The following is an 11,775-nucleotide window of genomic DNA, read 5'->3' as shown; positions in this document are numbered from 1 at the left end:
GATGAGGATGATTGGCATTGGCAAGGAGGACCCCATGGGCCCCATATATGTGGTGGGCCACAAAAACCCAGATGCGGACTCCATATGTGCTGCAATCGCGTGTGCCGAGATGCTCAACGAGCTTGGCTATTTCGCCGTGGCGGCGAGGGCAGGCGAGCTGAATGCAGAGACGACATTTGCTCTCTCAACGTTCGGGTTCGAACCACCCCAGCCACTCGTTCCATCCCCTGATATGGCGGTGTACCTCGTGGACCACAATGAGCCCGTCCAGATGCCGGATGGTGTGGCACAGGACCAGGTAGTGGGTGTGGTGGACCACCACAAGCTCGGAGGGCTCAAGACCTCGGCTCCCATATACTTCAGGGTCGAACCTCTGGGCTCGACGTGCACGGTGCTCGCCAGAATGTTCGATGAGATGAAGATTGACCCCTCGAGGCAGATTGCGGGCGTGCTGCTCTCTGGCCTCATCTCGGACACGCTGCTCTTTAGGTCTCCAACGTGCACACCCCTTGATGAGCAGATTGCCCACAGACTTGCAGAGCATGCTGGCGTGGAGCTCGAGCACTATGGCATGGAGATGCTAAAAAAGAAGAGCGATATCGAGGGCAGGTCGGCCTCGGAGCTGCTCAATAGAGACCTCAAGGAGTTCTCCTTTGCTGGACACAGGGTTGCCATAGGGCAGGTGGAGCTCATGGACTTTTCTCAGATAGAGCCCAACATGGATGCCCTCTTGGAGGAGATGCGGGCGATGCTCGGCGAGGGTTATGAGCTCGTGGTGCTCATGATAACCCACATCCTGAGTAAAAAGAGCAGGCTGTATGCCGTGGGCACGCAAAACGCCCTTTCGGTGTTCGAGAGGGCGTTTGAGGGCAGGCTGGAGAGTGGATACATAGAGCGTCCAGTGGTATCGAGAAAGAAGGAGGTAGTGCCACCCCTCGAGCGAGCGTTTGAGGAGGATTAATGCGAGCCCTCGTTCCCTTTAAGGTGGAGGATGCCAAGTCAAGGCTTGCCGAAGTGCTCTCTCCTTCAGAGAGAGAACACCTCGCAATGCTCATGCTCAAGAGCGTGCTCGAGCAGCTCGTGTGCTCGAGCGTGGACGTGGTGGAGGTGGCATCCACCAGCATGGGTTTCGAGTCTCCTGTGGAGGGGGTGGGATGGATATATGCACCCCATCCCCTCGACGAGGTGGTGAACACATATCTCGAGAAGGTGGCAGAGCACATGCCGGGAGAGCAGGTGATAGTGGTGATGGCCGACCTGCCCCTCATAACGAGCCGCAACATTGATGAGATGTGCTCGTCCAGCGCAGATGTGGTGATAGCTCCGGGACGGGCGGGTGGCACCAACGTGCTCAGGGTGTCAAGGCCAGAGAGGTTCGAGGTACGCTACCACAACCTCTCCTTCCTCACCCATGAACAGCTTGCAAGGAAGAGGGGGCTCAGCGTGGAGGTGTACGACTCCTTCTACACCTCTGTGGACATCGACGAGCCGCAGGATCTCGTGGAGCTGCTAATCCACGATAGGGGGGAGGTGAGAGCCTATCTTGAGGAGATAGGTCTGTATCTTGAGCCCATGGGCGCCAAGGTGGAGCTAAGGAGGAAGTAGCATATGCACATATCCGAGCTGCAGCGTGTGCTGGCTGAGCGCTATCTTGAAAAGGATGGGCAGATGGGGGAACTGTTCTTGCTGGCAGTGCTCATGGAGGAGGTGGGAGAGCTGTCCAAGGCGATGCGCTACCACGAGGGTGTGGCAGAGGAGATGGCCGATGTAATGTTTGTGTGCCTTTGCCTTGCCAACCTGCTCGACATTGACGTGGAGGCGCAGCTCATAGACAGGTACGTGAAAAGGTCGTTCGAGGATGTTTCGAGCACGTGGGAGGACGTTAGCTGGAAGTAGCCGTCCCCGTTGGGATTAAACCCACTTGAACACACCCACGAGATAGAGGACATATATCACGCCTCCGAGAAGCATCCATGTGCCACTCAAGGTGCCTCTAACACCGAGCAGCACATAGAACATTGTCCCACCGAGCATCGCAAGCCCGATGCCGAGCAGCCCTTCAAAGTCGAGCGTCCATGGGGTGAGCAGGAGGCCCACTGCCACGGGAAACGTGGCCTGAAACACCATCGCGCCCGTGATGTTCCCCATGGCGAGCGCGTCTTTTCCCCTCCAGTACCACAGAATGCTGTTGAACTTCTCTGGAAGCTCGGTAGCCATCGGCGCTATGATAAATGAGAACAAGAACAGCGAAACCCCAAACTCGAGGGCCACGCCTGCTATGCCATCCACAAACACCTTGGCACCCACCACGATTCCCAAGAGCCCTGTGACACTCTGGGCAAGCTCGAGGTTGGCGTTCTGCCTTAGTGAGGGGATGACCCTCGTGAAATACAAGGGTCTGCACTCCTCGGCATCCATCTGCCCATCAGAGTACAGCGTGCGCCTCGTGTGCACCGCATAGGCGGCGATGAGTGCAAGGGCGAGCACCTCCTTGAGGGGATGTAGCAGCAGGCTCACCACCAGCACGAGAGCATACGCACCAAGAAAGTATGCGAGGTCGCACCTCACGTGCTCTGGGTCTATGTCCAGTACGAGCCCACGCCTTCCAGCAGCCCAGCCCGCGATGACCGTGATGCCCCCAAGCAGCATCGCCAGAGATATGAGCATGAAGGGCGCTCCGAGGATAGCACCACTTCCAATCTCGTGCCCCCCAGTCCTTGCAAACAGGATGGCAATCATGGGTAGAATGGTTTCGGGCAGGGCGGTGCCCACGGCGGCGAGCACACTTCCGGTGGCCTGCTCTGAGAGCTGATATCGGCAGCCAACGTGCTCTATCCCATTGGTGAAAAGCTCGCAAGCCACCATGATGATGGTCAACCCGATGAGCAAGTAAGCGAAATCGAAAGCCGCAAGCATCGTGCATCCCCCTATTATGGAAATTTAAAAGGCTATCGGCCATGCACATCTTGAATATTCAAAAAAACAGTCTATTTGGAAAGGGCTTATATAGTGGTCTGTCCAACCCCCCCCTTAGGGAGGATAGCATGGGAAGGGTAAGACTCACCGACACCATTCTCAGGGATGCTCACCAGTCGCTAATTGCCACGAGGATGAGGACGAGGGACATGCTGCCCATTGCAGAGGACTTGGACAGCGTGGGTTATTTCTCCCTTGAGGTGTGGGGGGGAGCCACGTTCGATGCGTGCATACGCTTTCTCAACGAGAACCCGTGGGAGAGGCTCAGAGCCCTCAAAAAGCACATCAAGGATACTCCCCTTCAGATGCTGCTACGTGGCCAGAACCTCGTGGGCTACCGCCACTATTCAGATGATGTTGTCATCAAGTTCGTGGAGCACGCTGCCAAGAATGGTATAGACATATTCAGGGTGTTTGATGCGCTAAATGACATACGCAACATGGAGGTGTCCATAAAGACAGCAAAGCGGATGGATGCCCATGTGCAAGGCGCCATATGCTTTACCCTCTCCCCAGTGCACACGATCGAGTCCTATCTTAAGCTTGCGGAGGAGCTCGTGGCGCTGGAGTGCGATTCCATCTGCATAAAGGATATGGCGGGACTCATCACCCCCCACCATGCATACGAGCTCATAAAGGCCCTCAAGAGGGATGTGGATGTGCCAATCCACCTCCACACCCACTGCACCAGTGGCATTGCTCCGATGTCGTACTATGCTGCGTGTGAGGCGGGCGTGGACATTCTGGACACTGCCATATCTCCGTTTGCTTGGGGGACTTCGCAACCTCCCACCGAGAGCATAGTGGCAGCCCTCAAGGATACTCCCTACGATACTGGGCTCGACCTCGAGCTGCTCGGCAAGATTGCCAACTACTTCAAGGAGGTAAGGGAGAAGTATCGTGCCCTCATCAATCCCATCTCGGAGAGGGTGGACGTGAATGTGCTGGTGTACCAGATACCCGGAGGGATGCTCTCCAATCTGGTCTCTCAGCTAAAGGAGCAGGGCGCACTGGACAGGTTCGAGGATGTGCTCAGGGAGATTCCCATCGTTCGTAAGGAGTTAGGGTATCCACCGCTCGTCACACCCACGAGCCAGATAGTGGGCACTCAGGCGGTGCTCAACGTGCTCATGGGCGAGCGGTACAAGGTGGTGCCCAAGGAGGTCAAGAACTACGTCTTGGGCTACTATGGGAGGACGCCCGCGTCCGTGGACCCAGAGATAAAGAAGATTGTGATAGGTGATGACGTCCCAATCACGTGCCGTCCCGCGGACCTGCTCGAGCCAGAGTATGAAAAGGCCAAGAGGGAGGCAGAGGAGCTGGGCATCGTGAGCGAGGAGGAGGACGTGCTCATCTATGCCCTGTACCCTCAAGTTGCGGTGGACTTTCTCAAGGGCGAGCTCAAGGAGGAGCCTCTCGAACCTCCTGTCGAGCCCTCTGCCGGCGCCCCAGCGGTCTTCTTGCCCACCGAGTACAGGGTGGAGGTGGAGGGCGATACCTACATCGTGAAAGTGGAGCCCATTGGCGGGGCCGTCGCCTCTGTTGAGCAGATGCCCAAGATGAGCAAGCCAGAGAATGTGGAAGGGGGTGTGCTCGCCTCGATGCAGGGAACAATATTGCGCATAAAGGTGAAGGAGGGAGAGGAGGTCAGAGAGGGCGATGTGGTTGCAGTCCTCGAGGCCATGAAGATGGAAAACGATGTGGTGGCACCTAAGGGGGGTGTGGTAAAGGAAATTCTGGTCAAGGAAGGGGATACCGTGAGCCCAGGGGACATCATAATGGTGATAGGGTAGCACGATATGTTTATACCTTCTCCCCGACGCCTCTATTTTCGATGTCGATGATGGTGCTCTCTGGTGGTACTGGGACTCCAAAGCTGCTTTGGGGTCTGAAGGAGCTGTTGGCTCCAGATGAGCTCACGGTGGTTGTGAACACCGCAGAGGATGTGTGGGTCTCTGGGGGGTTGGTGTGCCCAGACATCGACACAGTGCTGTATCTCTTCAGTGATAGGCTGGACACATCGAGATGGTGGGGGGTGAGGAATGACACGTTTAGCACCGCAGATGCCCTGCGGGGGCTGGGTATGGAAGAGCCCTTACGTATAGGCGATATCGACAGGGCTACGCATCTTGCAAGGGCGAAGATGCTCGGTGAGGGGCTCACCCTCACGCAGGCGACTCTCGAGCTTTGCCATGCGATGGGTGTGCAGGAGAGGGTGCTGCCCATGTGTGATGAGCCCGTGAGTACCATGCTCGAAACCAGCGAGGGCAGAATGCACTTTCAGCAGTTCTGGGTGGTGCGAAAGGGAGAGCCAGATGTACTCTCCGTGAGCCACGAAGGGCTTGAAGGGGCACACCTCACGCGCGAGGTTGGGGAAGCGCTTCGCGAGAATGAGTGGGTGGTGATAGGGCCCTCCAACCCCATCACGAGCATCCGACCCATCCTCGGAGTTGGTGGAATGAGGCGGTACCTGTCCAGAAAGAGGGTGCTTGCCATCTCGCCCATCATAGGGGGCAGGGCTGTCAGCGGTCCAGCGGAAAAACTGATGAGGGCATGTGGGCTTGAGCCGTCCTCTCTTGGCGTCTCTCAGCTCTACGAGGACTTTCTCGACCTTTTCATCATAGACCACAGGGATGACGTGCACCCCTCGCAGTTTGCTGTGGATACCGTTCGGGCAGACACGCTGATGTCCAGCAAGCACAAGAGCATCTCACTTGCAACACGCGTGCTCGAGCTCATGGAGGAGGTGGGGTGATGGCAAGGCGAAGGTGGGACTACTACTACAAGAAGGCAAAGCAGGAGGGATACCGCTCCAGAGCCGCATACAAGCTCATTCAGATATGCGAGAGGTTCGACATCATCCGTGAGAACAACATCGTCGTGGACCTTGGAGCGGCTCCCGGCGGATGGATGCAGGTGGCGAGGGAGCTCTCCCACGGTATGGTGGTGGGTGTAGACCTCAAGGACATCGAGCCCGTGGAGGGAGCCATCACGTTGAGGGGAGATATGAGAGATGAGCGAACACTCGAGAGGGTGAGGGAGATAACGGGGGGGCAGGTGAATGTGGTGCTCTCCGATGCCGCTCCCAACCTCTCTGGAAACTGGCCCTATGACCACGCGAGGTCAATCGAGCTGGCGGAGGGCGCGCTGAGGTGGGCAAGGGCACTGCTTGCCCCAAAGGGCAGAATGGTGTGCAAGGTGTTTCAGGGAGACATGCTGGATGAACTGCTCACAGAGGTGGAGGAGTACTTTGCCAAGGTTAGCCTCTTTACTCCAAAAGCATCGAGGAAGGAGAGTGCCGAGATATATGTGGTGGCTCGGGGCTTCTTCGAACCCGCACTTCACGTGGGCGATGTGCACTCTGTGGTGATAGAGTCCCTCTCCGAGAGGGGGGAGGGAGTGGCGAGGGTGAACAACTTCGTGGTGTTCGTGAAGGGTGCCGATGTGGGGGAGCACCTCGATGTGCGAATCGAGAAAGTAAAGCCGAGGTTCGCGATTGGGCGGCGGCTCAGGCAGGCTCAGTCGTAGATTGGGGTCCCCTCGCTCTCGGTGAGCTTTCTGAACTCGGCCATGAGCAGCCGTGTGACCTTGCCAGGCTTGCCGCTTCCCACGTCCCTTCCGTCTATCTTCACGATGGGGGCGATTTCGGCTGCCGTGCCCGTGACGAACACCTCATCAGCAGTGTAGAGGTCGAACAGACCCACATCGGCCTCCTTGATGGGTATGTCGAGCCTCTCTGCAATCTCGATGGCTGCCTCTCTCGTGATGCCCTTGAGGTTGTTGAGCGTGGGAGGGGTTATGATGTGACCTCTTTTCACCACGAAGATGTTGTCTCCCGAGCCCTCGGACACGCAGCCCCGGACATCGAGGAAGATGGCTTCGTCTCCTCCTTTGACGTTTGCCTCGATCTTGGCGAGTATGTTGTTGAGGTAGTTCAGTGACTTGATGTTGGGGGGGAGAGCCTCTGGCGGGTTTCTTCTCACACTCACCGTGATGGCAGTGAGTCCCTTGTCGTACAGGTCGCCATACATTGCTCCCCATTCCTGCGTGATGATGAACACGTTTGGCTTCGGACACTTTCTTGGATCAAGACCCAAGTCGCCGATGCCCCTTGTGACGATGGGCCTGATGTATGCATTCCTGAGATTGTTCTTTCGAAGGGTCTGCAGTATGCTCTCCTTCATCTCCTGCTTGCTCAAGGGTATCTCAAGCATGATTGCCTTGGCAGAGTCATACAGCCGGTCTATATGGGCATCCAGCCGAAACACCCTGCCGTTGTATGCCCGTATCCCCTCGAACACACCATCTCCATACAGAAAGCCGTGGTCGTATATCGAGACGCTCGCCTCGTGTGCTGGCACGAAGCTTCCGTTCACGTACACAACACCTTCCAACCTCTCACCCCTTCAGCACGTCTTCAAGGGTTGCCCCCTCGTGAACGATTTGTGCGATCTTGCGAACGAGCGCCGTGGGGTCATCTGCCTGAAACACGTTTCGTCCAACAGCGACCCCGGCAGCCCCTGCCGACATGGCGTCATACACATTTCTCAGGAACTCCTCCTCTGTTTCTGTCTTGGGACCACCCGCCATCACCACGGGCACGGGACAGCCCCTGACCACCTCTCTGAAGCTCTCTGGGTCGCCCGTGTAGTTCGTCTTCACTATATCGGCTCCAAGCTCTGCACCCACCCTTGCGGCATGCTTTACGAACTCCACGTCGTACTCGGAAGACACCTTTCTGCCCCGCGGGTACATCATGGCGACGAGGGGCATACCCCAGTAGTCGCATCTTTCTGCCACGTGTCCCAGCCCTGCGAGCATCTCGGCCTCGTCCTCTGCGCCCACGTTGATGTGCACCGAGACGGCATCAGCACCCACCTTGATTGCCTCCTCAACAGTGGTCACGAGTACCTTGTGGTTTGGGTCCGGGCCAAGTGAGGTGGATGCGCTCAGATGGATGATCAGTCCTATGTCCTTGCCATAGCCTCGATGTCCGTGCTTGGGAAGCCCAAGATGGCCCAGAACTGCGTTGGCCCCTCCCTCAGCCACCTTGTTCACGATACTGGGCAAGTCGAGCAGGCCCTTGATGGGTCCCATGCTCACTCCATGGTCCATTGGCACGATGATTGTGCGTTTTGAATCTCGGTTGATAATCCTCTCCATCCTCACCGACTTGCCAATTTCGCTCATAGACCCACTGTGGATGCAACGTGGAGGCGGTTAAAAAAGTTTTGCTTTAGCGGATGCTGCAGGTGCTGAGAGAGTGAGAGAGCCTCCACAGGACTTAAACTGTCCTCGATGTGGGGTTTGAACTTTGTCGCCTTTCCATTCGATGAGGTGAGCACCTGTGCAGGACCTGCGCAGGGTGTGTGGACGCTTTTTAAGCTGTTGATTACTCTGAACAGTTGCAAGTAACAACATTGGGAAAAACATAACTATGGGCACGACCACTCCTATTCGAAGGAGGGCAGCGGATGAGCGAGATGAGCGAGATGAGCGAGGTGATAACTCTCCATGAGCATCTTCGGGAACTTGATGAGGAGCTCGCAACCCTCATCTCCAGAATATGCGAGCTATCCATCCTCATCAGACGGGAGCTTCCCCACAGACTTGGAAAGGCGGGCACTGTGAACATATCGGGAGAGCAGCAGACCAAGATCGATGTGTGGGCAAACGATGTTTTCATCGATGGGCTGCTGTCCACCGGCCTGATACATCAGCTCGCATCAGAGGAATCTGAGGACATCGTGGAGTATGAGGAGGGCACGGGCGCTTTTAACATCACACTCGACCCGCTGGATGGCTCGAGCAACATCGAGAGCAACAACCTCTTTGGCGTTATATGCGGGATATACGACGCCAGCACACCGCTTCCAGCGAGGGGAAGGAAGCTGAAGGCAGCCCTGACAATCTTGTATGGCCCACTCACCACGATGATGTACACAGCAAAGCGGGGCGTGCACGAGTTCGTGAAGGGCAGAAAGCACAACCTTGAGGATGTGTACTATCTGGTAAACGAGCACCTCCAGATTCCCTCGCCGGGAAAGGTGTATGGTGTTCCGAGCAACAGGGAGATGTGGCTTCCCGAGTTTCGTCACTTCATCGCGCTGCTGGAGAGGGAGCACTACGGGCTACGGTATGGGGGCTCGTTCATAGGGGACACCAACCAGGTGTTGCACAAGGGTGGCTTCTTTGCGTATCCAGCCTATCTCGACAGGCCCCATGGAAAGCTCAGGCTCCAGTTTGAGTGCAACCCCATGTCACTCATAGTGGAGGAGGCTGGGGGGAAGTCCTCTGTGGGCATGGGCTCGGTGCTCGATGTGGAGCCCACTTCTCTGCACCAGCGTGTACCCCTGTACATAGGCAATGTTGAGCTGATTGACCAGATGGAGACGCTGTTTGCCAAGTGCAGGGATGCGAGGCTCTACTACTGAGAGGCTTTTCTGTTTTTTATCTCTTGGTCGCTCCTCACCACGAGCACAGGGACATGGGAGAGCTTTACCACCCTCTCGGCAACGCTTCCCAGCAGTATCCTGTCCAGCCCGCTCTTTCCCGTGGTGCCCATGACGACAAGGTCGATGTCGTTTTCCTCTGCATACTCCACAATCTTCTCTGCTGGCTTGCCCTCGAGCACCACGGTCTCGACCTCAACTCCAATCTCCTCCCCTGCCTCCTTCACGTAGGCGGTGGCTTTGAAGCACTCCTCGTGCATGAGGTCAAACACACCCTTCCATGCACCATCTATGGGCACGGACATCACGGGTGCAATGTCCAGCACGCTCAACGCATATACCTTTGCCCCCAGCTTCTTGGCCAGCGAGAGCCCGAAGGCGATGGCGCGATGAGTGTACTCAGAGCCATCGGTGGCAATAACAATTTTTTCAATGGAATGCGCGTTCATCAATGAGAACTGTGCACTCCAGTATTTATTATTTGTTGGGGGGCTCTGTTAACTTAGTTGGTATAACAGTATCAGCATAAAAGAAGCCCAGCACTTTTCCGCACCCACACTTTTTAAAAGTGCTGGGTTTGGGTGAGTGCCGTAAGACATGAACCTTTTATGCTGTGTTATACGCCGCTTTGCCAATCTCATGGGTAGTCCACACCGTATTCTTTCAAACACATATCCAAAATTGCTCTAGTACATGCTTTGATTCCACGGAGTGCTTGTAATAGGGATGAAAATTGTTTTTCTAATGCCATAGTAATTTTTTCTCTAAAACGAGGATTTTCCCACAATACATCTTGACTGCTGGCAAGGTATGCCTCCATATTGTATAGAAAGTTTGGGTGACAGTATTCGCATAAAAAGCCATAAGTATCTTCTGCCCCTGGATGACACTGTTTAAGTTCCGCAAGCATTTCGTTTATATGCACAGGTTTATCAGTACTGGGTTCATCCCAAGGTAGTTCTGTTGGATATCTTGTACCAGCAAAGAGCTTGTTAGCAATTTTGGTCAATTTCGCTTCATTTCTGGAAGTGTAAAAGTCTCGAACAGTCTTCTCAACAAAGCACGCTGCAGCCCAGAGTTCAAATATTGTGCGATTAAGTGAAAATGCTGAGGAGAAGAGATCATTGTTGAAAAGAAGAATGAAACCCTGCTTTGCCTCGATGGTTTTGCAAATACAGTTGAAGAGAGTGTATATGATAACCCTGTTCAGAGAGACATTTGTTGACTGAGCATTTTCGAACATATGATGAATAAGCGCGCCTAACTTAGAACTCTCATCATGGAATTCAATTCCTTCAATCTCCTGCATGAGTGGTGCTAGTTGGGGCGTTTTGTTAAGAATATCAGATACAAAAGTCTCATTTCTATTCTTCATTTCTGACTCTCCCCTTGTGAAGTATTTTTTAAGTATAGCAAAGTGACATATAACGTCTTGGGGATATGTGAAGTTTGCCGAAGGCAAATTTGAGCGAGCCACATATCCTCCTGTTAAGTGACCCGAAGGGCGAGCAACGAAAGTTGCGAAGAGTGGGAGGCAAAGGATCAATCAAATGCATTATATGTACCATCATTGTTTTTATGATTACGCTGACCTAAATTATTATTTTTATTAACTCGACTACAAGGGATATAATCAATGGAATGACTCCTATTGAAATTATAGCATATACCTTCCTTCTCTTTTTAGCCTCCACTTGAGTATGCTCCGGTCCTGTCCTTAATTCAACAATAGGATATAATTTTTTCAATTCATCGACTAAGTAGGATGCTAGCCAAAATGAAATTCCGAATGAAAACCCGAATGCTATACTCCACTCTAACTTGGATAAAAAATTGAGACAGAGTAAACCAATACCTCCTACAAATATTATCATAAATATTATCGCTAAAAACCAACCATATTTATGTGGCAAAATTACTTGTTTTTCCCAATTTGAAATAATACCCTCGAAATTCTTGATAATTCCATTTACCCACAATTCATTGGAACCAGATACAGATATAGAATTTCCCCATCCATAGTCTCTTACGGTATGATCTAGTTTAATAGATATTCTCTTATTATTGGAATAATTAAAGTAAGTCATTTCTATTCCTATAATTCTTCTTGTATCTAAAATGCCTCTATCTGAGAAGATTTCAATATCTTCGCTTTCGTATTGTGTCTCATCATTCCCTTTCAAGATAAAATTAATTCTTTTACGGTCAGATTCATTATCGCTCTCATATTCTTCATACACTTTTTTGGCTAGTTCTCTGATATCACTTGGTTTAATTATGACACCAGTTATGTTTAACTCTTTCGAAATTTTCATAGCATCACCATTTATTCTCATCCTTTGCCCCC

13 protein-coding genes are annotated in these 11,775 nt (G+C 53.5%); 7 read left to right on the top strand and 6 right to left on the bottom strand.

Going from position 1 to position 11,775, the window contains the following annotated elements; all coding sequences use genetic code 11:
- Position 1 precedes the first annotated feature (1 nt).
- From BP07_RS01885 to BP07_RS01875, 3 genes are read left to right on the top strand one after another with little or no spacing between them, the layout of a single operon-like run.
- Positions 2-961 (top strand): manganese-dependent inorganic pyrophosphatase, encoded by a 960-nt coding sequence (locus tag BP07_RS01885; RefSeq protein ID WP_052353125.1) that lies wholly within the window; start codon positions 2-4, stop codon positions 959-961.
- A complete protein-coding gene (gene cofC, locus BP07_RS01880; RefSeq protein ID WP_042684793.1) occupies positions 961-1,605 on the top strand; it encodes a 2-phospho-L-lactate guanylyltransferase in 645 nt (214 codons plus the stop codon). Before BP07_RS01885 ends, cofC begins: the two co-directional genes overlap by 1 nt.
- 3 nt (positions 1,606-1,608) lie before the next feature.
- Positions 1,609-1,896 carry a MazG nucleotide pyrophosphohydrolase domain-containing protein gene (locus BP07_RS01875; RefSeq protein ID WP_042684791.1) on the top strand — a complete coding sequence of 96 codons (288 nt, stop codon included), beginning with the start codon at positions 1,609-1,611 and terminating at the stop codon, positions 1,894-1,896.
- A gap of 15 nt (positions 1,897-1,911) precedes the next feature.
- On the opposite strand, the gene BP07_RS01870 is transcribed toward BP07_RS01875, so the two are convergent.
- Positions 1,912-2,916 carry a sodium:calcium antiporter gene (locus BP07_RS01870; RefSeq protein ID WP_042684788.1) on the bottom strand — a complete coding sequence of 335 codons (1,005 nt, stop codon included), beginning with the start codon at positions 2,914-2,916 and terminating at the stop codon, positions 1,912-1,914.
- 128 nt (positions 2,917-3,044) lie between these two features.
- Between BP07_RS01870 and oadA the strand changes: the two genes are divergently transcribed.
- The 3 genes from oadA to BP07_RS01855 are packed head-to-tail and all read left to right on the top strand — an operon-like array spanning position 3,045 to position 6,504.
- Positions 3,045-4,769 (top strand): sodium-extruding oxaloacetate decarboxylase subunit alpha, encoded by a 1,725-nt coding sequence (oadA, locus tag BP07_RS01865; protein WP_042684786.1) that lies wholly within the window; start codon positions 3,045-3,047, stop codon positions 4,767-4,769.
- A 41-nt stretch (positions 4,770-4,810) separates the two neighbouring features.
- On the top strand, positions 4,811-5,731 hold the full coding sequence (gene cofD / locus BP07_RS01860) for a 2-phospho-L-lactate transferase (protein ID WP_338045882.1): 921 nt from the start codon (positions 4,811-4,813) through the stop codon (positions 5,729-5,731).
- On the top strand, positions 5,731-6,504 hold the full coding sequence (locus tag BP07_RS01855) for a 23S rRNA (uridine(2552)-2'-O)-methyltransferase (protein ID WP_042684784.1): 774 nt from the start codon (positions 5,731-5,733) through the stop codon (positions 6,502-6,504). Before cofD ends, BP07_RS01855 begins: the two co-directional genes overlap by 1 nt.
- Here BP07_RS01855 and ilvE read toward each other — a convergent pair.
- The gene (gene ilvE / locus BP07_RS01850; RefSeq protein WP_042684782.1) at positions 6,495-7,370 is read right to left on the bottom strand and encodes a branched-chain-amino-acid transaminase; all 876 of its coding nucleotides are present in this window, start codon (positions 7,368-7,370) and stop codon (positions 6,495-6,497) included. The two genes, BP07_RS01855 and ilvE, sit on opposite strands and share 10 nt — an antisense overlap.
- A 4-nt stretch (positions 7,371-7,374) precedes the next feature.
- Positions 7,375-8,166, bottom strand: a complete 792-nt coding sequence (locus tag BP07_RS01845) for a 2-amino-3,7-dideoxy-D-threo-hept-6-ulosonate synthase (RefSeq protein ID WP_042684779.1) — start codon at positions 8,164-8,166, stop codon at positions 7,375-7,377.
- A gap of 284 nt (positions 8,167-8,450) precedes the next feature.
- Here BP07_RS01845 and BP07_RS01840 point away from each other — a divergent pair, with 284 nt between their 5' ends.
- Entirely contained in the window at positions 8,451-9,410 is a 960-nt protein-coding gene (locus BP07_RS01840) for a class 1 fructose-bisphosphatase (RefSeq protein WP_052353123.1), read from the top strand.
- Here BP07_RS01840 and BP07_RS01835 read toward each other — a convergent pair.
- From BP07_RS01835 to BP07_RS01825, 3 genes are all read right to left on the bottom strand, one after another.
- Positions 9,404-9,877, bottom strand: a complete 474-nt coding sequence (locus tag BP07_RS01835; RefSeq protein ID WP_042684777.1) for a universal stress protein — start codon at positions 9,875-9,877, stop codon at positions 9,404-9,406. The two genes, BP07_RS01840 and BP07_RS01835, sit on opposite strands and share 7 nt — an antisense overlap.
- Before the next feature lie 188 nt (positions 9,878-10,065).
- On the bottom strand, positions 10,066-10,803 hold the full coding sequence (locus BP07_RS01830) for a hypothetical protein (RefSeq protein ID WP_042684775.1): 738 nt from the start codon (positions 10,801-10,803) through the stop codon (positions 10,066-10,068).
- A gap of 217 nt (positions 10,804-11,020) precedes the next feature.
- The gene (locus tag BP07_RS01825) at positions 11,021-11,764 is read right to left on the bottom strand and encodes a hypothetical protein (protein ID WP_157203028.1); all 744 of its coding nucleotides are present in this window, start codon (positions 11,762-11,764) and stop codon (positions 11,021-11,023) included.
- Positions 11,765-11,775 lie beyond the last annotated feature (11 nt).

Source organism: Methermicoccus shengliensis DSM 18856 (assembly GCF_000711905.1).
Classification (GTDB): Archaea; Halobacteriota; Methanosarcinia; order DSM-18856; family Methermicoccaceae; genus Methermicoccus; species Methermicoccus shengliensis.
Note: the sequence above shows the minus strand (reverse complement) of the source record. Positions and strands in the feature narration are given on the sequence as shown.

Coding starts and splice junctions, on each gene's coding strand:
- BP07_RS01885 (WP_052353125.1), top strand. CDS start 2: ATGAGGATGATTGGCATTGGCAAGGAGGACCCCATGGGCCCCATATAT.
- cofC (WP_042684793.1), top strand. CDS start 961: ATGCGAGCCCTCGTTCCCTTTAAGGTGGAGGATGCCAAGTCAAGGCTT.
- BP07_RS01875 (WP_042684791.1), top strand. CDS start 1,609: ATGCACATATCCGAGCTGCAGCGTGTGCTGGCTGAGCGCTATCTTGAA.
- BP07_RS01870 (WP_042684788.1), bottom strand. CDS start 2,916: ATGCTTGCGGCTTTCGATTTCGCTTACTTGCTCATCGGGTTGACCATC.
- oadA (WP_042684786.1), top strand. CDS start 3,045: ATGGGAAGGGTAAGACTCACCGACACCATTCTCAGGGATGCTCACCAG.
- cofD (WP_338045882.1), top strand. CDS start 4,811: ATGTCGATGATGGTGCTCTCTGGTGGTACTGGGACTCCAAAGCTGCTT.
- BP07_RS01855 (WP_042684784.1), top strand. CDS start 5,731: ATGGCAAGGCGAAGGTGGGACTACTACTACAAGAAGGCAAAGCAGGAG.
- BP07_RS01845 (WP_042684779.1), bottom strand. CDS start 8,166: ATGAGCGAAATTGGCAAGTCGGTGAGGATGGAGAGGATTATCAACCGA.
- BP07_RS01840 (WP_052353123.1), top strand. CDS start 8,451: ATGAGCGAGATGAGCGAGATGAGCGAGGTGATAACTCTCCATGAGCAT.
- BP07_RS01835 (WP_042684777.1), bottom strand. CDS start 9,877: ATGAACGCGCATTCCATTGAAAAAATTGTTATTGCCACCGATGGCTCT.
- BP07_RS01830 (WP_042684775.1), bottom strand. CDS start 10,803: ATGAAGAATAGAAATGAGACTTTTGTATCTGATATTCTTAACAAAACG.
- BP07_RS01825 (WP_157203028.1), bottom strand. CDS start 11,764: ATGAGAATAAATGGTGATGCTATGAAAATTTCGAAAGAGTTAAACATA.